This window comes from Yersinia pekkanenii, assembly GCF_001152565.1.
GTDB lineage: Bacteria > Pseudomonadota > Gammaproteobacteria > Enterobacterales > Enterobacteriaceae > Yersinia > Yersinia pekkanenii.
In genome coordinates, this window is sequence record NZ_CQAZ01000032.1 from 1 (window position 1) to 23,710 (window position 23,710).

A 23,710-nucleotide genomic window follows, 5' to 3' on the forward strand; every position below is an offset into this window, starting at 1 on the left:
AAAGACAAGCCAATACATAAGACATTTTACATTCACGATTACGAAACCTTTGGTCAGCGCCCCGCATTAGACAGGCCAGCACAGTTTGCCGGGGTGCGTACCGATGTGGATTTTAATATTATCGAACCGCCACTGGTAATTTACTGCGCCCCGGCGGATGACTACCTGCCACAACCGGAAGCCGTGATGATAACCGGTATCACCCCGCAACATGCATTAGCCAATGGGGTAAATGAAGCAGAGTTTTCCCGCCAAATCCATCAGGCATTCAGTGTGCCCGGTACCTGTATTCTCGGATATAATAATATTCGTTTTGATGATGAAGTCAGCCGCAATATTTTCTACCGCAATTTTTATGATCCCTATGCCTATAGCTGGCAAGGGGGTAATTCCCGCTGGGACCTACTGGATGTGATGCGCGCCTGCTACGCTCTGCGCCCGGAAGGTATTATCTGGCCGGAAAATGAAGATGGCCTACCGAGTTTTAAACTGGAGCACCTGACCAAAGCCAATGGTGTTGAGCATTTGCATGCCCATGATGCAATGTCAGATGTGCACGCCACCATCGCCCTGGCAAAGTTGGTAAAACAGGCGCAGCCGCGTCTGTTCGATTATCTGTATCAGCACCGTAGTAAGCATAAAATCAATGCATTGATTGATATCGCAGATATGACACCGCTGGTTCATGTGTCCGGTATGTTTGGCGCAGCACGGGGGAATACCAGTTGGGTTGCCCCACTGGCGTGGCATCCCGATAATAAAAATGCGGTGATCATGTGCGATCTGGCGGGTGATATGTCGCCATTGTTGGCGCTGGACAGCGACACCTTGCGTGAACGCTTGTATACCCGCCGCGATAAACTTAATGCCAACGATGCCGCTATCCCGTTGAAACTGGTTCATATCAATAAATGCCCGGTACTGGCACCGGCAAAAACACTATTACCAGAGAATGCCGAACGGCTGGGAATTGATCGCCAACGCTGCCTGCAAAATCTGCAACTGTTACGGCAAAACCCACAAGTGCGCGAGAAAGTCGTCGCATTGTTTGCCGAAGCCGAGCCATTTACGGTTTCTGATGATGTAGATGCACAACTGTATAACGGTTTTTTCAGTGATGCCGATCGCGCCACCATGAAGATCATGTTGCAAACCGAGCCGCAAAACCTGCCAGCACTGGATCTGACATTCCAGGACCCACGGCTGGAGCCTCTGCTATTTCGTTTCCGCGCCCGTAATTATCCCAATACCTTGACTGACAGTGAACAAAAACGCTGGTTAGAGCATCGCCGTGAAGCACTCAACCCCGAGAGAGTGCAGGACTACGTGCTGCAATTGGAGCAATTCTATAACCAGTACGAAGACGACAAAGAGAAACTGGCCTTGCTGAAGGCCCTGTTTGACTATGCCAAGGGATTAGTCAGCTAATAAAAACCAGACTACTGACAAAGTCGATTGAAGGGAAAATGTTCCGTTGGGGGCACTCTTAGTTTCAAATACAAGTGCATAAGCGACCGGAGCGCCCCTTCACGTACCTGGCTTGATGTTGGTTTGTCATTAACCTCAAACGGAGCCATCAGGCTCCGTTTGAGTCAGTAATACACGGTATCAAATGCAGTTACTGCGCAAGTTCACCCGTAAACTGGGGCAAAGCCTGGCGGAAAGCGCGGGTTTTCCAGACCATATAGATCAGGCCAATTGCGCCCCACACCAGCCCCAGAGTCATAGAACTGCTTTCCAGATTAAACCACAGCACACCCACCGTTCCTGCGCCAATCATTGGCAGAATCAGGTAACTGAAATGATCTCTGAACGTGCGGTTGCGGCGCTCACGGATATAGAATTGTGAAATCACCGACAAGTTAACGAAGGTAAAGGCCACCAGCGCACCAAAGTTAATCAATGCGGTTGCGGTGACCAAATCGAAGGAGATAGCAGACAATGCCACGCCCCCTACCAACAACACATTAATTGCCGGAGTGCGCCATTTTGGATGCACGTAACCGAATATTCTCTCTGGAAATACCCCGTCGCGGCCCATAACATACAGCAAGCGCGAAACCCCTGCGTGTGCCGCCATACCTGATGCCAACACCGTGACACAGGAGAAACACAGAATCACTGACTGGAAGAATTTACCCGCCACAAACAGCATGATTTCCGGCTGTGAAGCATCGGGATCTGTGAAGCGCGAAATATCCGGGAAATAGAGCTGCAAGAAGTAAGAGACGACAATAAAAATCACGCCGCCAATCAATGCAGTCAGGAAAATCGCTTTCGGGATCACTCTACCAGCATCTGGCGTTTCTTCAGACAGCGAACTGATGCCATCGAAGCCAAGGAATGAGAAGCACAGTATCGTGGCCCCGGTTATCATCGGCACCAAATGGGCATTTTCAGAATAGAACGGACGTGGACTAACCAGCGTACCGGTCCCTTCACCTTGATAAACACCATGGATCAGCAGCCCCATAAAGACCACCATGACAGCGACCTGAACCACAACGATGATCGAGTTCAGGTTAGCAACCACATTGATGCCACGCAGGTTAAATAGCGTCATCAGGCTGACCAACGCACCAACAAAAATCCATGATGGCACGCCAGGGAAAATCGCTTCGAGATAGATTTTTGCCAACAGAATGTTAATCATCGGCATGAACAGGTAGTCCAGCAGTGATGACCAACCCACCATAAAACCAACGTTCGGGCTAATAGATTTCTGAGCGTAAGTATAAGCTGAACCCGCAGACGGGAAACGCTTAACCAGTTTGCCATAACTGATTGCGGTGAATAGCACCGCTATCAACGCAATAGCATAAGAGGTCGCGACATGACCATCAGTCAGGCCAGATACAATGCCAAAAGTATCGAAAATGGTCATCGGCTGTAAATAAGCCAAGCCCATCATCACCACTTGAACTAGCGTCAGTGTTTTTCTGAGTTGAACGCGGTTGTTGGTGCCAGTCTGATTAGTGCCGACTGCAACAGTAGCATTATGCGTCATGATTCAGCCTCCCCATACCTTTAACCCTATTCGCAATTGTCGTGCGAAGGTCAGAGGTGACGGGGAAACTTCGTATCTGCCTGGGATACGTAAGTGGGGAAACGAGAGCGGTGTAACCGGTATTTACCTTACCTGTTGCGCCATAATCGCTGCATGTGCAGCGCATACCGGTGGGCACCGGTGCCAGTGTAAATAATTGCCCCATCTTTCTTTCCTCATAACGGCGATTTCAGTATGTGAATAATCGCTCGCGGACCTGTTTATCTATCCGGATCGTTGTCCGGCCTCTTGGGTTTGTGAAAACATGAATGCAAAAAAATAACCGACGCGTTTAAACGTCGGTTATTGCATGGGGCATATTTTGCCCTAAGTTGAGAGCAAAAAACAAGATGTTAAAACGCTTGAAACAATATTCTTATGCCAGTTTGATCTAAACGGCTATTTCCATGCTGTATCAGCGCTGAGCCGCAATTTCTACCCGCCCAATTGCTGCCCATATTTTGTCTGAATTCAACTCAATAGGCAGATAATGGCTTGACTCGCTCGGCTTCAGAATTCGGCTAATCACAAGCTCAATAGCATCACGGTCATTGATATCAACATCCAGTGCCGCCAGATGGGTGGGTAACCCTAATTTATTAAACACAGTGATCAGCGATTGCAAGGTGTCGTCCTGTTGCAGCAACGCGGTTTGAACCAAGATGCCGTATGCCACTTTGGTACCGTGCAGGAAGTGCTCTGTTTGAGGTAATAACGTCAGGCCATTGTGTACCGCATGGGCCGCCGCAACACGGGTATAACGTTCGCCCAACCCGCCAACCATGCCAGCACCGGCAATAATTGCGTCAACCACATCGAGGAAATCTTGTGTCAACTCACCTTGTTTGACCGCCTGTAATGCGGCCTCGCTCTGGTTGAGCAGCACATTACGAATGTCCAGCGCGGCTTGTAATCCCAAGCGAACCGTCAGAGATAACGTTTCTGGTTGTGGGCTAAGCACCACAGCTTCGTACCATTTTGCCAGTGTATCGCCGATGCCTGCCAGCAGATACGCCACCGGAGCCTGCAAAATAATGCGCGGTTCGACTAATACCAACTGATTGGCATCGTTGAAAACCTCAAAATTCAGTGCCTGCCCGGCGTCGTTATACCAGACTGAAAGAGGCGTCCAGGCGGCACAGGTTGCGGCGATAGTGGGAATAGCGACCAACGGCACCCCCAGCTTACGTGCCACGACTTTTGCAGTATCCAATACCGCGCCGCCGCCAATACCAATCACCACCTGCCGGTCACTGCCCGCCTTTTTTACCAAGTCAGCAACGGTCGACTCACTACAATGGGTGGAAAATGCAGCACGGACTGCTTGTGGCCCATGGAAAGCCGCAGGCAAATAATCACTGGCCGCCACCAATGCACGTTCACCGTAGATCCACAGTGCATTATCCAGCGCCACCTGAGGGTAAAACTCGCTCAGCTTGTCGATAGCACCCGGAAAAGAAAAATAATTAGCAGGGCCCACCTGCACTCGAATGGTGTTGGTGCTCATGACGCGTTCCTTTTAAATGATGATCTCATCAATGTTTTTCCCATCTTAGGGGCTAAGCCACCAATGTTTAATAATTTTTTGATATAGCTTAACTATTTTAGTTTGTTGCGAATAATAGAAACTGTGTTAAAAAAGAATGCTGTCAGCAGCATTATTGACTGCCTGTTTCTCCAGCGTACTTACCTGAGAAAATTCGCAAACCTATTTCTTTGTCGCCAAAAAGAGATCGGTAACCAAAATACTTTATAGGGCAGTCGCAGAAATTTATGTTCAGCATCACCCCCTCTCGCCTTGAGATGCGAAATATCTCTATCTCGTTTTCTGGATTTAATGCCCTACAACAAGTTGATTTTACACTGGAAGGTGGGTCGACTCATGCGTTAGTTGGTGCTAATGGTGCGGGTAAATCAACCTTAATGGCGATTCTTTCCGGTGCTCACAGTCACTATCGCGGCGAGATCTATATTGACGGCCAGCCGATAGATATTCACTCCCCCCGCCAGGCGAAGCAACAGGGTATTCATGTGGTGCAGCAGGAGGTCGATGTCGCACTGATCCCTACCCTGTCTGTGGCAGAGAATATTATGCTGGACACGCTGGCCGAACGGGGGCATCTGTTTAACTGGCCACAACTTTATCGCCAGGCTGAAGTGTTGCTCGGCCAACTTGACCTCAAGTTAAATGTGCGTCAGCGCTTAGAGTCCTGCACGCTGGCGGAAAAACAACAGGTGTTGCTAGCCCGCGCGCTGTCTCATCAATGCCGTTTCCTGATTCTGGACGAGCCCACCGCGCCACTGGATCAAGAAGAGAGCGCCCGCTTGTTCCGGGTGGTGCGGCGCTTACAGTCAGAAGGGATGGCTATCGTTTTCATTTCGCACCGCATCCATGAATTGCGTGAAATTTGCGATCAACTGACGGTGTTACGCGACGGTCGCCGTGTCAGCCATGATGTGATGGGCGACCTGAGTGGCGAGCAGATTGTAGAGAAAATGCTCGGCCATACACTGAATGATATCTTCCCACCACGGCGAACCGCTATCAGAACGAAAACCCTGTTGTCAGTCAGTGGGTTACATGACCAGCATAAGTTGCGCGATATTTCCCTGACATTACATGAAGGGGAAATTTTAGGCATTGCCGGTTTAGCCGGTGCCGGTAAAACCGAACTGTGCAAAGCATTATTTGGCGCAACACCCAGCCGTGTCGACAGTGGCGAATTACAGGGTAAAGCCTGGAAACCACGCTCGCCCGACCAATCGGTCGCACAAGGGTTGGCGCTGGTACCGGAAGAGCGGCGCAAAGAAGGCATTTTTATCCACGAAGGTATCCCGATGAACCTGAGTGTGGCCGCCGATGACAGTTTTTCCCGCTGGAGTATTTTTAGTCGCCGTCAGGAACTCAGTTGGGCCAAAGAGCTGATCCAGCGCCTTGGGGTGCGCACCTCTTCGCCGCAGCAAAAACTGGCCCGCCTGTCGGGGGGGAATCAGCAAAAAGTGGCGATCGGCAAGTGGTTGCGCGGTAATGCACAGGTCCTGATTTTTGATGAGCCAACTAAAGGGGTGGATATCAAAGCCAAGCAGGATCTGTTTTATCTGATCGATAGTTTGGCACAGCAGGGAAAAGGCATTATTTATGCATCCGGTGAATTCTCAGAATTGGTCGGTTTATGCTCTCGTATCTGTGTGTTGTGGGATGGGCGTATTGTCGCCGAACTCAACGCCGCAGATGTCGATGAAGAAACATTATTACTATTTTCAACCGGAGGAACCCCTCAGTGAGTAAAGAAACACCCCTGCCGGACGCGCAGCCATGGCGTCATCAGTTGTTTGATTTTCTCTACAAATGGGGAATGTTGCTCACCGTTGTGGCACTAATCGCGTTATTTGGCCTGGCATCGGATAACTTCCTCGACCTGAACAATATCATCAATATTTTACGCTCCATTGCCATCGTGACAGTGATTGCCATTGGCGTGTCGATTTCGCTATCGGTGGGTGGTTTCGACTTGTCGGTGGGCTCAACCGCCTCGCTGGCCAATGCCATCGTGGTGTCGTTGTTTGTCTGGTACGGCTTTGGTACTACCGGCGCGATCATACTGACATTGTTGATTTGTACGCTGGTCGGTTTATTTAATGCGTTTCTGATTGTGGTGCTGAAGATCCCTGACATGCTGGCGACGCTTGCCAGTCTGTTCGTTATTCAGGGCGTGGCCATGACATACAGCTACGGTGGTTCTATCACCCAGAACATGCTACTGCCAAGTGGCGATATGGCAGAGGGCGTCATTCCTGAGATGTTTTCAGCGCTGGGGCAAGTGCCGGTGATCGTGCTGATTATGCTGGCGGTAACCATTGTGGTGCAGTTGTATTTGTCACTGACCAAGCATGGCCGGCGGATGTATGCCATTGGCGGTAATCCTGAAGCTGCGCGGTTGGCAGGGATCCGTACCCTGCGTTATCGAGTGTTGGCTTATGTGTTCTCATCTTTGTTAGCGGCACTGGGGGGGATTTTGCTGGCATCACGGATTGGGTCGTCACAAGTGAACGCCGGTGGCGGTTACCTGATGGACGCCGTTGCGGCCGCCTATATTGGTTTTTCTCTGGCCGGTTCAGGCAAGCCCAATGCATTCGGTACCTTGATTGGTGCGGTGATCCTAGGGGTATTGCAAAACGGGCTGGTGATGTTGTCGGTACCTTACTATGCAATGGATATCATCAAAGGGCTGGTTCTGGCGCTGGCGCTGGCACTGACTTATATTCATCAGAAACGGTGATTGGGGCGCTCTCTTTTGATCCTTATTTCGAATGCTTTAACCACGCACCTATTCAAGGCGTAGCGAGCTAAGTCAGACTGAGTGCGTACAGCGCGCAGTACCCGGAGCGTACACAGTACGTGAGGAGTATGAGCACTGCACAATCTCAGGATGACGACGCGCAGTAGCCGATAATAGACTTAATTCAACGGCATTCTGGCGGGATCAGGATACTGATACTCAAACCCCAGCTCACTGCAAATCTTACTGCCATCAATCTCGCGTGGCGCTTCTTCGATATCTTCAGGCGCGAACTCTGGTGGAGTCAGTTGCAACGCACGCGCACACCCAGGGTAAAAATCACGTTTTCTCGGGTGATGTGGCGCGCACAGATTGTAAATATGGCCACCTCTTGGCAAATTAAGCAGCAATTCGATGGCGGCTATCACATCTTCCTGATGCACCAAATTCACCCCCAGCGAGCCGCCTTTGACATTGGTTTTACCCGCCAGGAAACGGCCCGGATGGCGATCCGTACCCACCAGCCCGGCCAGACGTAAAATATCCACCGAAGTATTAGGTAATTTATGCAGCCAAAGTTCTAGCTCCATCAGTGTCTTGCCTGTGCTAGTCACCGGCTGCAGTGGTGAATTCTCTTTGATGCGGCCTCGGGTTTCGCCATACACCGAGGTCGAGCTGGTAAAGAGAATGCGGGGTACACCAAAAGCCAATGCGCTATCGACCACCAACTGTACCGCCTGAAAGTACTGCTCCCCACGCTCGGCGGTACGGCTGGCGGGCAAGGTAATGACCAGTGCATCGACGGTCATCAATTGCTCAAAATCGTCTGGAGAGCAAACCAGTTCTGGCGTCAATTGCAATTGAAAACAATCAACTCCGCTCATTCTGGCAGCATCAACGCCATCCGGCGTAGTTTTACTGCCAACCACTTGTACGCCGCGACGGATCAATGATTGTGCTAACGGCATACCCAGCCAGCCCAACCCGATAATGGCTACTTTTTTCATTTCAATGGCTCTCCACCGGTTTATACCGACAACACTTACCATACCAATAACCTGAACCAGTTAATATCACCTAACAATTGCTCTGCATTATGAATTGCTTTTATTACGCGGTGTAATAGCTATAAGTAACAATTTTCCGCTGTTACTGACATTAAATAAAGTGGTAATCGCTAAGAAAAAAACCATTATTAGCAGATACCCCGTGGCTTACCCAGGTAAAATAAAGTCATCAGATGAAAAAAAGGTTGCGCGCAACCCGCCGGATGGTTTACGTTGATTGACAGAAATTACGTCACATTCCGGCTATTTTGATCATCTCAGAAAGCCCAAATAGAGAAACCACTATGAATTGCGTTCAATTTAATCACCATCATCACCATCATCCTGACTAGTCTTACAGGCCGATGTGTGCTGGAAGACGGTTAACGAATCTTCCAGGTGGCGGTAGAACGCAATAGAGAAAGCCCTCGGAAGATTATCTTCCGAGGGCTTTTTTGTTGCTCACAATTTTATAGATTAATTAATAGGTTGAGGATTACCATGCTAGATAAAACACGTTTACGCATTGCGATGCAGAAATCAGGCCGCCTGAGTGACGATTGCCACGAGTTGCTATCACGCTGCGGGATTAAAATCAATTTACAACAACAGCGCCTGATCGCTTTCGCGGAAAACATGCCAATCGATATCCTGCGGGTACGCGATGACGATATCCCAGGCCTGGTGATGGATGGTGTGGTTGATCTGGGTATTATCGGCGAAAACGTTTTGGAAGAAGAGTTGTTGAACCGCCGCGCTCAGGGCGAAGATCCACGTTACTTCACGTTGCGCCGCCTGGATTTTGGTGGTTGCCGCCTGTCGCTGGCGGCCTCACTGGATACCGAGTACACCGGCCCGCAATGCCTGCAGAATAAGCGCATCGCCACCTCTTACCCGCACATTTTAAAGCAATACCTCGATAAAGAAGGTGTTAGCTTTAAGTCTTGCTTGCTGAATGGTTCCGTTGAAGTGGCTCCCCGTGCCGGTTTGGCCGACGTCATCTGTGATTTGGTTTCAACCGGTGCCACCTTGGAAGCCAACGGCTTACGGGAAGTTGAAGTGATTTACCGCTCCAAAGCCTGCCTGATCCAGCGTGATGGCGAAATGCCAGCAGAGAAACAACAGCTTATTGACCGCCTGTTGACCCGCATTCAGGGCGTGATTCAGGCGCGTGAATCCAAATACATTATGATGCACGCCCCAAGCGAATGCCTGGACGAAATCATCGCCTTGTTGCCGGGTGCTGAGCGCCCTACCATTCTGCCACTGGCCGGTGATAAAAGCCGTGTCGCAATGCACATGGTGAGCAGCGAAACTCTATTCTGGGAAACCATGGAAAAACTGAAGGCGCTGGGTGCCAGTTCCATTCTGGTATTACCCATTGAAAAAATGATGGAGTAACCCATGCAGCCGACGAATTTCAATACCCCAATCGACTGGCAGCAATGCAGTGAAGAGCAACAAAAAGCGCTGTTGAGCCGCCCGGCAATTAATGCATCAGCGCGGATAACCACGACCGTCAGTGAGATCCTTGGCAGGGTGAAAGCCGAGGGCGATAGCGCCTTGTTTGATTACTGCCAACGCTTTGATAAAGTTAAGGTTACTGACATCCGCATCAGCAGTAATGAGATAGCCGCAGCGGCTGGCCGCTTGAATGACGATATCAAACAAGCGATGGCGCAAGCGGTACGAAATATTGAAATATTTCACCACGCGCAGAAAATGCCAGTGGTGGATGTTGAAACACAACCGGGGGTGCGCTGCCAGCAAATCACCCGCCCGATTGCCTGCGTCGGCTTGTATATTCCCGGCGGCTCCGCTCCGCTGCTGTCTACCGTGCTGATGCTCGGTACTCCGGCGCGGATTGCCGGTTGTCAGCGGGTTATTTTATGTTCTCCACCGCCGATTGCCGATGAAATCCTCTATGCCGCGCAATTATGCGGCATTGAAGAAGTGTTCCAGATTGGTGGTGCGCAGGCGATTGCTGCCATGGCATTTGGTAGCGAATCGGTGCCTAAAGTGAATAAAATCTTTGGACCGGGCAATGCTTATGTCACTGAAGCCAAACGCCAGGTCAGCCAACGGTTTGACGGTGCCGCTATTGATATGCCAGCAGGCCCGTCAGAAGTGTTGGTTATCGCCGATAGCGGTGCCACACCGGCGTTTATCGCCTCTGATTTGCTGTCTCAAGCCGAGCACGGTCCTGATTCACAAGTGGTCTTGCTGACGCCGGATGCAACCATCGCACAAGCGGTTGCAGTCGAGGTTGAACAGCAGCTCAAGCTATTGTCGCGCGCCGATATCGCCCGTCAGGCCTTGGAAAGTAGCCGTTTAATCGTCACCAAAGACTTACAACAATGTATTGATATCAGTAATCACTACGGCCCAGAACACTTGATTCTGCAAATACGCAAACCGGAAGAGATCATCGATCAAATCAACAATGCCGGTTCGGTATTTATGGGTGACTGGTCGCCGGAATCTGCCGGCGATTATGCCTCTGGTACCAACCACGTGTTGCCAACTTATGGTTATACCTCAACTTACTCCAGTTTAGGCTTAGCTGATTTTGTGAAGCGCATGACGGTGCAACAATTAACACCACAAGGCTTACTGGGTCTGGCTCCGACTATCGAAATTCTGGCCCAGGCTGAGCAACTGACCGCCCACAAAAACGCCGTTACCCTACGTGTCGCTGCCCTGACCGCCGCGAATAAGGAGCAAGCATGAGTAACCCTGCCAATGTCATTGATTTGGCCCGTGCCAACGTCCGCGCACTGACGCCTTATATGTCTGCTCGCCGGTTAGGCGGTAATGGCGATGTGTGGCTCAATGCCAACGAATATCCGCTGGCTACTGAATACCCGTTGACGGCACAAACCTTCAACCGCTACCCCGAGTGCCAGCCAAAATTAATGATCGAACGTTATGCTGCTTACGCCGGTTTAGAAACTGAGCAAGTGTTGGTTAGCCGTGGAGCTGATGAAGGTATCGAGTTGCTGATCCGTGCATTTTGTGAACCGGGTAAGGATGCCATTCTATTCTGTCCGCCAACCTACGGTATGTATGCCGTTAGCGCCGAAACCTTTGGTGTCGAACGGCGCACCGTCCCGACTCAAGCTGACTGGCAATTAGATTTGCCTGCCATTGCCGACAATCTGGAACGGGTGAAAGTGATTTATATTTGCAGCCCAAATAATCCGACCGGCAACTTAATCAATCCAGCAGATCTACGTGAAGTGCTGGAACTGGCGCAAGGCCGCGCTATAGTGGCTGTCGATGAAGCTTATATTGAGTTCTGTCCACAGGCTTCGGTCAGCAGCTGGTTAAAAGATTATCCGAATTTAGTCATTTTGCGCACCTTATCGAAAGCTTTTGCTTTAGCCGGTTTACGTTGTGGCTTTACCCTAGCCAACAACGATATCATCCAGTTGCTGCTTAAAGTGATCGCGCCTTATCCATTATCAACGCCAGTGGCCGATATTGCCGCACAAGCTCTCAGTTCGTTGGGCCTTGAGCAAATGCGCCAACGTGTGAATGAAGTGCGGGCTAATCGTGAATGGCTACAAAATGCACTGCAAGACTGCGCCTGTGTTGAGCATGTGTTTACCAGTGAGAGCAACTATTTACTGGCCCGTTTTACCGCCTCCAGCAGCGTGTTCAAAACATTGTGGGATCAGGGCATTATCCTGCGCGACCAAAATAAACAACCAGGGTTATCTAACTGCCTGCGTATTACGGTGGGAACCCGCCAAGAGTGTGAGCGAGTGATTGCGGCCCTGATCCCTCTGCCCGGTATTGACAATCCCAATAACACAGATAAAACCAAGAACACCAATACCCCCAGCCTCCGTAAGGAAACGATATGAGCCAGAAATTTCTTTTTATTGACCGAGATGGCACCCTGATTGCAGAGCCACCGGAAGACTTTCAGGTTGACCGGCTGGATAAACTAGAGCTGGAACCCGACGTGATCCCGGCCTTGCTGGCACTGCAAAAAGCAGATTACCGTTTGGTGATGATAACCAATCAGGATGGCTTGGGTACCCAGAGTTTCCCACAGGAAACATTCAACCCACCACACAACCTGATGATGCAGATTTTCAGCTCTCAGGGGATCAATTTTGAGCAAGTTCTGATTTGCCCACACAAGCCGGCAGATAACTGCCCGTGCCGTAAACCGAAAACGGCATTGGTAGAAAGCTATCTGGTAGAAGGCGTAATGAACAGCGCCAACAGCTATGTGATAGGCGACCGCGAGACAGACCTGCAACTGGCACAGAATATGGGTATCGGCGGTTTACGTTATCAGCGTGACGGCCTGAACTGGTCACAGATTGCCAAACAACTGACGCAGCGTGACCGTCATGCTTATGTTAACCGGGTGACCAAAGAAACGGCCATTGACGTGAATGTCTGGTTGGATCGTGAAGGCGGCAGCAAAATCAAAACCGGTGTCGGCTTCTTCGACCATATGCTGGATCAAATTGCCACCCACGGTGGTTTCCGGATGGATATTCAGGTTAGCGGTGATCTGTATATCGATGATCACCACACCGTGGAAGATACCGCGCTGGCGCTGGGCGAGGCGATTAACAACGCACTGGGTGACAAACGGGGTATTGGCCGCTTTGGTTTCGTATTACCAATGGACGAATGTTTGGCACGTTGTGCACTGGATATTTCCGGCCGCCCACATCTGGAATACAAAGCCGAGTTTAACTATCAGCGCGTGGGCGACCTGAGCACCGAGATGGTTGAACATTTCTTCCGCTCGCTCTCTTATGCCATGGCCTGCACCCTGCACCTGAAAACCAAAGGCCGCAATGATCACCACCGGGTAGAGAGCCTATTTAAAGTGTTTGGCCGTACCTTACGTCAGGCGATCCGCGTTGAGGGCAACACCCTGCCAAGTTCTAAAGGGGTGCTGTGATGAATGTGGTGATTCTGGATACGGGTTGCGCCAACCTCTCCTCTGTCACTTATGCGGTGCAACGTTTGGGTTATGCGCCGGTTATCAGCCGTGACCCAGAGATTGTGTTACGTGCCGATAAGCTTTTTCTGCCTGGGGTGGGTACCGCTCATGCAGCAATGGATCAATTGAAAGAACGCGAACTGATTGAGCTGATTAAAAACTGTACCCAGCCGGTATTGGGTATCTGCCTCGGTATGCAGTTGTTGGCAACCAGCAGCGAAGAGAGCGGCGGTATCGAGACGCTGGGCATTATTGATACGCCGGTAAAACAGATGACAGATTTTGGTTTACCGCTGCCGCATATGGGTTGGAATCAGATCACATCGCAGGCGGGGAATCACCTGTTTCGTGGCATCCCTGATGGGACCTATTTCTACTTTGTGCACGGATATGCAATGCCAATATGCCCAAATACCATCGCCCAAACCAATTACGGCGAGCCGTTTACCGCCGCAGTCGAAAAAGACAACTTCTTTGGCGTGCAGTTTCATCCGGAACGTTCCGGATCGGCTGGAGCCCAATTGCTGAAAAATTTTCTGGAGATGTAAGCACCATGATTATTCCCGCTTTGGATTTAATCGAAGGCAAGGTGGTGCGTTTGCATCAGGGCGATTACGGTCAACAGCGTGATTATGGTAATCACCCGTTACCACGGTTACAGGATTATCAGCAGCAAGGCGCTCAGGTATTGCACTTGGTTGACCTTACCGGCGCCAAAGATCCGGCTGCTCGTCAGATCCCATTATTGCGTGAGTTACTGGCTGGTGTTGATGTGCCGGTACAGGTCGGCGGCGGCATCCGCAATGAGCAAGATGTGGTGGCATTACTGGAAGCCGGTGCGGCGCGCGTGGTGGTGGGTTCAACAGCGGTTAAGCAGCCTGAAATGGTGCAACAGTGGTTTGAGCGTTACGGTGCCGAGGCCATTGTGCTGGCACTGGATGTGCGTATTAATGATGCAGGTCGTAAACAGGTTGCGATTAGCGGCTGGCAAGAAAACTCCGGTGCCACGTTGGAGCAGATTGTCGAACAATATCTGCCTTTCGGTCTAAAACATGTGCTGTGTACTGATATCTCGCGCGATGGCACCCTGAGTGGCTCAAATGTCGAGCTGTATCAGGAAGTGTGTCAGCGTTACCCACAAGTGGCATTTCAGGCCTCTGGGGGTATCGGTTGTTTGGATGATATTGCCCGTTTGCGTGGCAGTGGTGTGCAAGGCGTGATTGTGGGCCGCGCACTATTGGACGGAAAATTTAACGTGAAGGAAGCGATTGCATGCTGGCAAAACGGTTAATTCCTTGTCTGGATGTGAAAGATGGCCAGGTCGTCAAAGGCATCCAATTCCGTAATCACGAAATTATTGGCGATATCGTGCCATTAGCGCAGCGCTATGCACAAGAAGGTGCTGATGAACTGGTATTTTACGATATCACCGCCTCGTCAGATGGCCGGGTGGTTGATAAAAGCTGGGTATCACGGGTCGCTGAAGTGATTGATATTCCTTTCTGTGTCGCAGGCGGGATTAAGAGTATTGAAGATGCGGGTCAGATCCTGACTTTTGGCGCAGATAAAATCTCAATCAACTCACCGGCACTGGCTGACCCAACATTAATTACCCGACTGGCCGACCGCTATGGCGTACAATGCATCGTGGTGGGTGTTGATACATGGTATGACGAGGAAAGTAACAGCTATCAGGTTTATCAATTTACTGGCGATGAAAAGCGGACCAAAGCCACCACTTGGCAAACCGAAGATTGGATCAAAGAAGTCCAGTTACGCGGAGCCGGTGAGATTGTCTTAAATATGATGAATCAGGATGGCGTGCGTAACGGCTACGATTTACGCCAGTTGAAGCAAATGCGCGCGGTCTGCCATGTTCCGCTGATCGCCTCTGGCGGAGCGGGAACCCCGGAACACTTCCTTGAGGCTTTCCGTGATACAGATGTCGATGGTGCGCTGGCAGCTTCAGTGTTCCACAAGCAGATTATTAATATTGGCGAATTGAAAAAGTATTTGTCTGAACAAGGCGTGGAGATAAGAGTGTGTTAAGCGAACAACAAATTAACCAGCTAGATTGGGAAAAAGTCGACCATCTGATGCCTGCCATCGTTCAACATGCCGTATCCGGTGAGGTTCTGATGATGGGGTATATGAATCAGGCAGCACTGGCGGTGACTGAAAAAACCGGCAAAGTGACCTTTTTCTCTCGCACCAAACAGCGGTTGTGGACCAAAGGCGAAAGCTCTGGTCACTTTCTAAATGTGGTGAATATCTACCCTGATTGTGACAACGATACCCTGCTGATTCTGGTTAATCCTATCGGCCCAACCTGTCATTTAGGCAGTAACAGTTGCTTCGCTCCTGCGGCCAGTGATTGGGGTTTCCTTTATCAGTTGGAGCAACTATTAGCATCAAGGAAGTTAGCGGATCCGGCCAGTTCTTACACCGCGCAACTGTATGCCAGCGGCACCAAACGTATCGCCCAGAAAGTGGGGGAAGAAGGGGTAGAAACCGCCCTCGCCGCGACTGTGAATGACCGTGAAGAGCTGACTAATGAAGCATCAGATTTGATGTATCACCTGTTGGTGTTATTACAGGATCAAGATTTGGATTTAAGCAAAATCATTGGCCGCCTGCGGGAACGTCACGAGAAGTAATTTTGTTATCGACTTTCTTACTGTAAAAACGCCCTCGACTCAGTATCGGGGGCGTTTTTATTGCGACAAACCGTTTAAATCAGCGAGCGGGTTACTCCAACCTATCCAACCTAAAGTCACCCCGGCGACTCACTTAATTTAACGACTTATCCACCTAAGGCGTCAGCGAGCGAAAGTAGTTTGATTGCGGACAGCGCACAGTCACCGGAGCGTACACTCAGTACGTGAGGATGACGAACACTGCCCAATATCAAAATACGAACGCGCAGTAGCCGTTAACTTAAAGCCATTCGGTGTGGAACACACCTTCTTTATCAGTACGCTTATACGTATGCGCACCGAAATAGTCACGCTGCGCCTGAATCAGGTTGGCTGGCAGCACGGCTGAACGGTAGCTATCGTAGTAGTTAATCGCAGCAGAGAAGGTTGGCGTCGGGATACCGTTTTGTACCGCGTAAGATACGACATCACGCAGCGCTTGCTGGTATTCATCAGCAATTTGCTTGAAGTAAGGTGCCAACAGCAGGTTAGCGATATCTGCATTTTCAGCATACGCATCAGTAATTTTTTGCAGGAACTGAGCACGAATAATACAACCAGCACGGAAAATCTTGGCGATTTCACCGTAATGCAGATCCCAGTTATTCTCTTCAGATGCCGCTTTCAACTGAGAGAAACCTTGTGCGTAAGAAACGATTTTACCCAAATACAATGCACGACGGATCTTCTCGATAAACTCAGCTTTATCGCCAGTGAAAGGCTTCACTGTCGGGCCAGTTAACACTTTAGACGCCGCAACACGCTGATCTTTCAGGGAAGACAAGTAGCGGGCAAACACAGACTCAGTGATCAGTGTTAATGGCTCACCCAAGTCCAGGGAACTTTGGCTGGTCCATTTACCGGTACCTTTGTTTGCGGCTTCATCCAAGATCACGTCAACCAGATACTTACCGTCTTCATCTTTCTTGGTAAAGATATCTTTTGTAATATCAATCAGGTAACTGTTCAGTTCACCTTTATTCCATTCAGCGAAGGTGCTAGCCAGCTCTTCGTTGCTCAGACCCAGAGACTGTTTCAACAGAGAATAGGCTTCTGCAATTAACTGCATGTCGCCGTATTCGATACCGTTGTGAACCATTTTAACGTAATGACCCGCACCATCAGCACCAATATAAGCAACGCAAGCGTCACCATCATCGGCACGAGCAGCAATCTTCTCAAGAATCGGAGCAACCAGTTCGTAAGCTTCTTTCTGACCGCCAGGCATGATGGACGGGCCTTTCAATGCGCCCTCTTCGCCACCGGAAACACCGGTACCGATAAAGTTAAAACCTTGTGCAGAAAGTTCGCGATTACGGCGGATGGTGTCTTTGTAATAAGTATTACCACCATCAATCAGAATGTCGCCTTTATCCAGGTGCGGCGTCAGTGAGGCAATGGTATTGTCCGTTGCTTCACCCGCTTTCACCATCAGCAGGATACGGCGCGGTTTTTCCAGTGAATCAACAAACTCTTCAACGGTATAGCTCGGCACCAGATTTTTACCTGGATTCTCAGCAACCACTTCGTCGGTTTTGTCTGATGAACGGTTAAAGATAGAGACGGAATAGCCGCGGCTTTCGATGTTGAGCGCCAGGTTACGGCCCATCACCGCCATACCGACAACGCCGATCTGTTGTTTGGACATTAAAAAACTCCTGTCTGAAGGATGACACCTGTTACCGGCCTTAAGGCCAACAGGTTTTTGATGTGGGAAACATGTTAACTCAGGATTATGTCAGCTGGGTAGTGATTGGTGCGATAGATAGCACAACTGACCAGTTGCTGCCCGAACACCTTTGCCTTGGCAAGGTATTGAACCAATTTGACGCCATTCACTTTACTCATTTGTATAAAAAAAAAGCAACCGCAAGGATTGCTTTCATTAATATCAAATGTAGCTTACACCACGAAATCTTTCAGCCAGGCTTTAAACTCTGGATGGCGCAGGCCATAAGTCACGTAAGCCTTCATATAACCGAGTTTTTCACCGCAGTTATAAGACTCACCGGTTAATGCGACAGCCTCTACCGGTTTAACCGCAGCCAGAGCATCAATAGCATCTGTCAGTTGAATACGCCCCCAAGCTCCAGGTTTGGTTTTTTCTAACAATGGCCAGATGTCTGCTGATAGCACATAGCGCCCCACGGCAGATAGGTTTGATTGCAGGTCGGCCGGGCTTTGTGGTTTCTCAACCATCGCTTTAATCCGGCTACTCTCGCCGGGCAATAAATCAGGCTGCTCACAAGAGATAACCGAGTAGTTCGATAACGCCTCTAGTTCGAGCGAGTGCACTAAGACCTGACTGGTACCGGTTTCTTCAAAGCGTTTGACCAACTGAGCCAGATTATCTCGGGTCAAATCTGATTTTGCATCATCAATCAAAACATCGGGTAACAACACCGCAAAGGGTGAATCACCCACTAACGGCTTGGCGCATAACACCGCATGGCCCAGACCTTCAGGATGCCCTTGGCGAATATGCATAATCGTCACACCCGGCGGGCAAATGGATTGCACTTCATCCAATAACTGGCGCTTGACACGGGCCTCCAGCATGGCTTCCAGCTCATAAGAAGTATCGAAATGGTTTTCTACCGCATTCTTTGATGAATGGGTTATCAGAATGATTTCTTTAATACCAGCAGCAACACATTCGTTAACGACATATTGGATCAATGGCTTATCAACAATAGGCAGCATTTCTTTTGGAATGGCTTTGGTGGCGGGAAGCATTCTCATGCCTAAACCTGCCACTGGGATCACTGCTTTCAATTTTGTCATAATTAACCTACTGATTTATCATGCGAATTTAAAATCACTGTCTATTTAACTGCTAAGCCTATAGTGAGTTGATTTGCTGTTGCAGCCAGGCTCTAAAATTTTCGCCTTCGGTGTTATGGCGAACACCGTAAGTGACAAAGGCTTTCATATAGCCTAACTTGTCGCCGCAATCGTGAGATTTACCGGTCATATGGAAAGCTTCGACAGACTTGGGCTTTTGCTCCATTAACATCGCAATCGCATCAGTAAGCTGAATTTCATCGCCAGCACCACGTGGCGTTTTCTTCAGCAATGGCCAAATATCTTTAGACAGCACGTAACGCCCAACCACGGCAAGGTTAGACGGCGCATCAGCTATGGCAGGCTTCTCTACTACCGCAGTCATCAGGGTACTTTCACCTGGAGCCAAATCGACATGACCGCAATCAGCTATACCGTACTTAGATACATCAGCTTTAGGGACCGGTTCTACCATAATCTGGCTACGCCCGGTTTCCTCAAAACGCTGAATCATACTGGCCAGATTTTCTTTAGCTAAATCAGCGGTTGAATCGTCAAGCAAGACATCGGGTAACAACACAATAAACGGATTATCACCCACCATCGGTTGAGCGCAGAGTACTGCGTGCCCTAGCCCTTTGGCATGTCCCTGACGTACTTGCATAATAGTGACGTCTGGTGGGCAGATATTTTTGATCTCTTGCAACAACTGACGCTTAACGCGGGATTCCAGTGCGGCTTCCAGTTCAAATGAGGTATCAAAATGGTTTTCTATCGCATTTTTGGATGAATGGCTCACCAGAACAATTTCTTTGACCCCAGCAGCAACACATTCATCCACGATATATTGAATTAGGGGCTTATCGACTACTGGTAGCATTTCCTTTGGGATAGCCTTAGTCGCTGGCAGCATTCGGGTGCCAAGCCCGGCTACCGGGATCACCGCCTTCAATTTCTTTTCCATCTACCATACCTTTTCTGGGGTGGCCGTTGAGCAGGCCTTTGAATAGATACAAATACGATCTGATAATACGAGTAGTAACATCGCGCAAGACTGTATTCCAAATCTTACTTATCCTATATTTATATATTATTTCAATATGTTAACAAAATATGATCATAATAGCGTAGAGACAAAAAGTTAACGTCCTAACGGCGTATTGTATTCTACATTAACATTTTGTTCAGCCAACCTGCCGCCATTTACCAATTTATAAGACCATTTTTACCATTTTAAGAATAAACCGAACACACACAGGGGGATCCTAAATCCCCTCATTACTGAATTGGTTGTTTTTCAATCTATTATAGTAATGATTATTCACTTTTCTGTTGTTGATTATTGGCGCTGTTTGCAACCGGTGTAGGTTATTACACGATTGTATATTGAATTTTAGCCTATCAGCGCCCATTATTCTGTTTGACGGCATAAGCCGTAGAAATAACAGGTGAAATTGGATATATGGAATGGATCGCAGATCCTACGATTTGGGCAGGACTGGCAACGCTGGTAGTGCTCGAAATTGTATTAGGCATTGATAACCTGATATTTATTGCCATTTTGGCAGAAAAGCTCCCACGTCATCAACGGGATAAAGCCCGAGTTACCGGCTTGTTGTGTGCGTTGTTGATGCGTCTTGTTCTGTTAGCCTGTATTTCGTGGCTGGCAACGTTGACTACCCCACTGATTACCGTATCCGCTCACCCTTTCAGTGCACGAGACTTAATTATGTTGGTCGGGGGGATATTCCTGCTGTTTAAAGCCACCATGGAGCTTAATGAGCGGCTGGAAGGTAAGGATCATCAGCAAGGTCAGCAGCGCAAAGGGGCGCGCTTCTGGCCTGTCGTCGCACAGATAGTGGTATTGGACGCTATCTTCTCGCTGGATTCGGTCATTACCGCCGTCGGTATGGTAGATCATCTGGCGGTGATGATGGCTGCGGTCTGTATTGCGATCGGTCTGATGTTATTAGCCAGTAAGCCATTAACGCGCTTTGTTAATGCTCATCCTACCATCGTCATTCTGTGTCTGAGTTTCTTACTGATGATCGGTTTCAGTTTAGTTGCCGAAGGCTTTGGCTACCATATTCCGAAAGGTTATCTGTATGCCGCGATTGGTTTCTCAGTCATTATTGAATCATTGAATCAGTTTGCACAATTCAACCGCCGCCGCTTCTTATCGACTGTTCGGCCATTACGTGAAAGAACGGCTGAAGCGGTGTTACGCATGCTGAGTGGTCAGCACGAAGAGGCGGAGCTGGATAACCATACTGCCAATCTGATTGCAGATAATACCAGTGTCGGCCAGGAGGTGTTCAATGTGCAGGAACGCCGAATGATTGAACGGGTATTAGGGCTGGCTCAGCGTACGGTCAGCAGCATCATGACATCACGCCATGATGTGGAATATCTGGATCTTAACGATCCACCGGAAAAACTGACCCAACTCCTGACCAAAAATCTGCATACCCGCATCGTGGTCACCGAAGACAGTTCAACAGATGAACCCCTTGGCGTTATTCACGTAATCGATTTATTACGGCAGCAATTAGCGGGTGAAAAGCTCGATTTACAATCACTGATCCGTCAGCCACTGATTTTTCCGGAGCAAGTTTCATTGCTGATGGCGCTGGAGCAATTCCGTCAGGCACAAACGCATTTTGCTTTTGTGGTTGATGAGTTTGGTTCTATTGAAGGGGTCGTTACCCTGACTGATGTGATGGAAACTATCGCCGGTAATCTGCCCGTGGCCGGTGAGGGGTTGGATGCCCGTCATGATATTCAGCAAACCGAGGATGGTTGCTGGATTGCCAACGGCTATATGCCTCTGGAAGATTTGGTGCTCTATCTGCCACTGCCGATCGATGATAAACGTGAGTATCATACATTGGCCGGATTATTGATGGAGTACACCCAGCGGATACCACAGGTCGGTGAACAGATGAAGATTGGTGACTATCTGTTTGAACCGCTGGAAGTCAGCAGCCACCGTATCTTGAAGGTAAAGATAACGCCGCTGAAGGTCCCTGATCCAGATTATGAAGTGTAACTGGCTGGCCGTGGAGATAGGCCAGGCAAGTCGATAACAGAAAGCCGGGTAAGCCATACGCGCCCGGCTTGCTTATTAGTTTACGCGAAGATTATAAGTGCACGGGTACCAAAATTTCAGTTGCTACGATAACCACCACTAACCCGACAAGAACCGGCACCGAGGTACGTTTCACCACTTCAAAAGGTGATATTTTTGCCATACCAGCAACCGCGACCACCACACCAGAAACCGGAGATAACGTTCGCCCCAGATTCGAAGCCTGTAGCATCGGGATAACCAGATAAGCCGGATTTATCCCCATTTGAGTGGAAAGTTTAGGGATCAACTCTACAAACGCATAGAACGGCGCATTACCAGAACCGGTTGTCATTGCCGCCAGCATAGTGATCACCACTAATACCAACATCATAATAATGCCACCGGTACCAAAAGATTGGGCCAACCCAATCAGGCCGCTGATAAAACCAACGGTGCTCAGCCCTTGTGCAAATACGCCAGCAGCAACCAACAGCATCACCACGGTGGCGAACGCATCAGCCATACCACGGTAAGCAACCTCAAGGCCGGTAAATACCACTTTAGCACTGAAACTACGTAAGAACTCAATCACTGCGGCAATCAGCATGCAGATAACCAACACTGTAATGATATGCAGCTCCGGCCCCCATTTTCCATCGAATATCAGCACGCCTATAATCGGGGTGAAAGGCAAAATGGCATAGAAACTTGGCGCATTGGTAGTGATGTCATTGACATCCATCATCTCATGCTTTTCCTGGCTTTTATTATCCAGATAGCGCTGCCAGAAGAAGTGAGCGATTGCCATGCAGACGATAGCAGCAATAGAAATAGGTAAGGTGGTTTTAAAGGCAAAATCGACCAATGCCATTTCAGAGGCTTTTGCCGCCAGTACAACATCGCCAGACGTAGGAGCCAGAATAATCGCTGCCGGTGATGCACAAATTGCAGCTGCGGCACCACGACTGATACCGACGTTAACCATTACTGGGAACAATGTGGCCATCAGTAACACACCTAACCCCGTGGCCGATGACACAGCCAGCGACATCAGGCAGGCCACAATATAAGCAGCAACCATTAATAAATAGGGGGAATTGATCATTTGCAGGGGTTTGGATGCAATCTTAACCACCACATCATTTGCGCCAATATGAGTCATATAAGCGGCAAAACCACATAACATCATGATCATCATGCCAAGATCGCCACCACGGCTCATCAGCAGGATTTTGACATACTCGACAATGTCCGTCGCCCGCCAGCCGGTTGAGGTAGCACTGGCTGGTAATACGTTTTTCCCCATCAGGGCGCTGATAATCAATAGCAGTAAACCGCCGACCATTAGCACGCCCGTGGCTGAATAGCCTTTAATGATATAACGGCCCACGCCTACGGCCACTACAATTCCAATCAAAAGATCTAACATATACCCTCTCTCACCGAATACCCCCTCTTCCTTGAAGTTACAGAGTGTTAGCTATTTTCACGCCCTAAAATCAACTGCATAAGCTTATCGGGACTCGTTTGCTTTACCTGGCTGCAACTCCACATTATTGGGCATACTCACCTGTTGCTGAATGTTGTATCGGGATTATTCTTATTAAAATGCAGAAATAGCCCTGCACTTTGCCCAAAGTCCGCCGGCGAGTTTATGACATCTATCAATGATTCACAGATATTTTAGAAAGAAATATCAGTTTATGGACAGGAGATAGGATTTTATGTTTAAAAATACGAGGTTAGCGAACAACGATGCAACAAGGGAATAACAAAAAAGGGTTACCCCAATAGACAACCCTGTCCATTGGGG

General features: G+C 49.2%; 20 protein-coding genes and 1 other annotated feature. Of the genes, 13 read left to right on the forward strand and 7 right to left on the reverse strand.

The features are described from left to right. A partial coding sequence (sbcB, locus tag AEP37_RS15640) for an exodeoxyribonuclease I (protein ID WP_408068338.1) occupies positions 1-1,428 on the forward strand: 1,428 nt, incomplete at its 5' end. 190 nt (positions 1,429-1,618) lie between these two features. Here sbcB and AEP37_RS15645 read toward each other — a convergent pair. Together AEP37_RS15645 and AEP37_RS15650 are read right to left on the reverse strand one after the other, a co-directional pair. After that, complete coding sequence (locus tag AEP37_RS15645; protein WP_049614213.1) at positions 1,619-3,007, reverse strand: APC family permease; 1,389 nt, start codon at positions 3,005-3,007, stop codon at positions 1,619-1,621. Between the two features lie 454 nt (positions 3,008-3,461). After that, entirely contained in the window at positions 3,462-4,553 is a 1,092-nt protein-coding gene (locus AEP37_RS15650; protein ID WP_049614214.1) for an oxidoreductase, read from the reverse strand. Between the two features lie 266 nt (positions 4,554-4,819). Between AEP37_RS15650 and AEP37_RS15655 the strand changes: the two genes are divergently transcribed. Together AEP37_RS15655 and AEP37_RS15660 are read left to right on the forward strand one after the other, a co-directional pair. Further along, positions 4,820-6,331: a sugar ABC transporter ATP-binding protein gene (locus tag AEP37_RS15655; protein WP_049614215.1), complete on the forward strand. Its 1,512-nt coding sequence runs from the start codon at positions 4,820-4,822 to the stop codon at positions 6,329-6,331. Next, positions 6,328-7,326: an ABC transporter permease gene (locus AEP37_RS15660; RefSeq protein WP_049614216.1), complete on the forward strand. Its 999-nt coding sequence runs from the start codon at positions 6,328-6,330 to the stop codon at positions 7,324-7,326. Before AEP37_RS15655 ends, AEP37_RS15660 begins: the two co-directional genes overlap by 4 nt. A 179-nt stretch (positions 7,327-7,505) precedes the next feature. Here AEP37_RS15660 and AEP37_RS15665 read toward each other — a convergent pair whose 3' ends face one another. Then, a complete protein-coding gene (locus AEP37_RS15665; RefSeq protein ID WP_049614217.1) occupies positions 7,506-8,333 on the reverse strand; it encodes an SDR family oxidoreductase in 828 nt (275 codons plus the stop codon). Positions 8,334-8,677: 344 nt separating this feature from the next. On the opposite strand from AEP37_RS15665, the gene hisL reads away from it, so the two are divergent. The 9 genes from hisL (at position 8,678) to hisIE (ending at position 16,004) form a co-directional block, all read left to right on the forward strand. Beyond that, positions 8,678-8,725 (forward strand): his operon leader peptide, encoded by a 48-nt coding sequence (hisL, locus tag AEP37_RS26155; protein ID WP_105877057.1) that lies wholly within the window; start codon positions 8,678-8,680, stop codon positions 8,723-8,725. Next, positions 8,701-8,831: a sequence feature (His leader region), on the forward strand. Its footprint overlaps the gene before it by 25 nt. A 42-nt stretch (positions 8,832-8,873) precedes the next feature. Then, complete coding sequence (gene hisG, locus AEP37_RS15670) at positions 8,874-9,773, forward strand: ATP phosphoribosyltransferase (RefSeq protein ID WP_049614218.1); 900 nt, start codon at positions 8,874-8,876, stop codon at positions 9,771-9,773. Between the two features lie 3 nt (positions 9,774-9,776). Next, entirely contained in the window at positions 9,777-11,102 is a 1,326-nt protein-coding gene (gene hisD / locus AEP37_RS15675; RefSeq protein ID WP_049614219.1) for a histidinol dehydrogenase, read from the forward strand. After that, positions 11,099-12,241, forward strand: coding sequence for a histidinol-phosphate transaminase (gene hisC, locus AEP37_RS15680; RefSeq protein ID WP_049614220.1), 1,143 nt, complete (start codon positions 11,099-11,101; stop codon positions 12,239-12,241). Before hisD ends, hisC begins: the two co-directional genes overlap by 4 nt. Continuing rightward, complete coding sequence (gene hisB / locus AEP37_RS15685) at positions 12,238-13,305, forward strand: bifunctional histidinol-phosphatase/imidazoleglycerol-phosphate dehydratase HisB (protein WP_049614221.1); 1,068 nt, start codon at positions 12,238-12,240, stop codon at positions 13,303-13,305. The genes hisC and hisB overlap by 4 nt, the downstream gene beginning before the upstream one ends. After that, positions 13,305-13,895, forward strand: a complete 591-nt coding sequence (hisH, locus tag AEP37_RS15690; protein WP_049614222.1) for an imidazole glycerol phosphate synthase subunit HisH — start codon at positions 13,305-13,307, stop codon at positions 13,893-13,895. Before hisB ends, hisH begins: the two co-directional genes overlap by 1 nt. 5 nt (positions 13,896-13,900) lie before the next feature. Further along, positions 13,901-14,638: a 1-(5-phosphoribosyl)-5-[(5-phosphoribosylamino)methylideneamino]imidazole-4-carboxamide isomerase gene (gene hisA / locus AEP37_RS15695; RefSeq protein WP_049614223.1), complete on the forward strand. Its 738-nt coding sequence runs from the start codon at positions 13,901-13,903 to the stop codon at positions 14,636-14,638. Next, positions 14,620-15,396 (forward strand): imidazole glycerol phosphate synthase subunit HisF, encoded by a 777-nt coding sequence (gene hisF, locus AEP37_RS15700; RefSeq protein ID WP_049614224.1) that lies wholly within the window; start codon positions 14,620-14,622, stop codon positions 15,394-15,396. The genes hisA and hisF overlap by 19 nt, the downstream gene beginning before the upstream one ends. Continuing rightward, a complete protein-coding gene (gene hisIE / locus AEP37_RS15705) occupies positions 15,390-16,004 on the forward strand; it encodes a bifunctional phosphoribosyl-AMP cyclohydrolase/phosphoribosyl-ATP diphosphatase HisIE (RefSeq protein ID WP_049614225.1) in 615 nt (204 codons plus the stop codon). The genes hisF and hisIE overlap by 7 nt, the downstream gene beginning before the upstream one ends. 280 nt (positions 16,005-16,284) lie before the next feature. Here hisIE and gndA read toward each other — a convergent pair whose 3' ends face one another. The 3 genes from gndA to galU (AEP37_RS15720) all read right to left on the reverse strand — a co-directional run bounded on the left by gndA (position 16,285) and on the right by galU (AEP37_RS15720) (position 19,791). After that, entirely contained in the window at positions 16,285-17,691 is a 1,407-nt protein-coding gene (gene gndA / locus AEP37_RS15710) for an NADP-dependent phosphogluconate dehydrogenase (protein WP_049614226.1), read from the reverse strand. 254 nt (positions 17,692-17,945) lie between these two features. After that, on the reverse strand, positions 17,946-18,827 hold the full coding sequence (gene galU, locus AEP37_RS15715) for a UTP--glucose-1-phosphate uridylyltransferase GalU (RefSeq protein WP_049614227.1): 882 nt from the start codon (positions 18,825-18,827) through the stop codon (positions 17,946-17,948). Between the two features lie 58 nt (positions 18,828-18,885). Then, the gene (gene galU / locus AEP37_RS15720; RefSeq protein ID WP_049614228.1) at positions 18,886-19,791 is read right to left on the reverse strand and encodes a UTP--glucose-1-phosphate uridylyltransferase GalU; all 906 of its coding nucleotides are present in this window, start codon (positions 19,789-19,791) and stop codon (positions 18,886-18,888) included. A gap of 498 nt (positions 19,792-20,289) precedes the next feature. On the opposite strand from galU (AEP37_RS15720), the gene AEP37_RS15725 reads away from it, so the two are divergent. Then, positions 20,290-21,876: a TerC family protein gene (locus AEP37_RS15725; RefSeq protein ID WP_049614229.1), complete on the forward strand. Its 1,587-nt coding sequence runs from the start codon at positions 20,290-20,292 to the stop codon at positions 21,874-21,876. 91 nt (positions 21,877-21,967) lie between these two features. Here AEP37_RS15725 and dcuC read toward each other — a convergent pair whose 3' ends face one another. Further along, a complete protein-coding gene (gene dcuC / locus AEP37_RS15730) occupies positions 21,968-23,326 on the reverse strand; it encodes an anaerobic C4-dicarboxylate transporter DcuC (RefSeq protein WP_049614230.1) in 1,359 nt (452 codons plus the stop codon). Positions 23,327-23,710 lie beyond the last annotated feature (384 nt).

Bases quoted from the DNA above. Each gene is read 5' to 3' on its own strand.
- AEP37_RS15645 (WP_049614213.1), bottom strand. From the start codon at position 3,007: ATGACGCATAATGCTACTGTTGCAGTCGGCACTAATCAGACTGGCACC.
- AEP37_RS15650 (WP_049614214.1), bottom strand. From the start codon at position 4,553: ATGAGCACCAACACCATTCGAGTGCAGGTGGGCCCTGCTAATTATTTT.
- AEP37_RS15655 (WP_049614215.1), top strand. From the start codon at position 4,820: ATGTTCAGCATCACCCCCTCTCGCCTTGAGATGCGAAATATCTCTATC.
- AEP37_RS15665 (WP_049614217.1), bottom strand. From the start codon at position 8,333: ATGAAAAAAGTAGCCATTATCGGGTTGGGCTGGCTGGGTATGCCGTTA.
- hisG (WP_049614218.1), top strand. From the start codon at position 8,874: ATGCTAGATAAAACACGTTTACGCATTGCGATGCAGAAATCAGGCCGC.
- hisD (WP_049614219.1), top strand. From the start codon at position 9,777: ATGCAGCCGACGAATTTCAATACCCCAATCGACTGGCAGCAATGCAGT.
- hisC (WP_049614220.1), top strand. From the start codon at position 11,099: ATGAGTAACCCTGCCAATGTCATTGATTTGGCCCGTGCCAACGTCCGC.
- hisB (WP_049614221.1), top strand. From the start codon at position 12,238: ATGAGCCAGAAATTTCTTTTTATTGACCGAGATGGCACCCTGATTGCA.
- hisH (WP_049614222.1), top strand. From the start codon at position 13,305: ATGAATGTGGTGATTCTGGATACGGGTTGCGCCAACCTCTCCTCTGTC.
- hisA (WP_049614223.1), top strand. From the start codon at position 13,901: ATGATTATTCCCGCTTTGGATTTAATCGAAGGCAAGGTGGTGCGTTTG.
- hisF (WP_049614224.1), top strand. From the start codon at position 14,620: ATGCTGGCAAAACGGTTAATTCCTTGTCTGGATGTGAAAGATGGCCAG.
- gndA (WP_049614226.1), bottom strand. From the start codon at position 17,691: ATGTCCAAACAACAGATCGGCGTTGTCGGTATGGCGGTGATGGGCCGT.
- galU (WP_049614227.1), bottom strand. From the start codon at position 18,827: ATGACAAAATTGAAAGCAGTGATCCCAGTGGCAGGTTTAGGCATGAGA.
- galU (WP_049614228.1), bottom strand. From the start codon at position 19,791: ATGGAAAAGAAATTGAAGGCGGTGATCCCGGTAGCCGGGCTTGGCACC.
- AEP37_RS15725 (WP_049614229.1), top strand. From the start codon at position 20,290: ATGGAATGGATCGCAGATCCTACGATTTGGGCAGGACTGGCAACGCTG.
- dcuC (WP_049614230.1), bottom strand. From the start codon at position 23,326: ATGTTAGATCTTTTGATTGGAATTGTAGTGGCCGTAGGCGTGGGCCGT.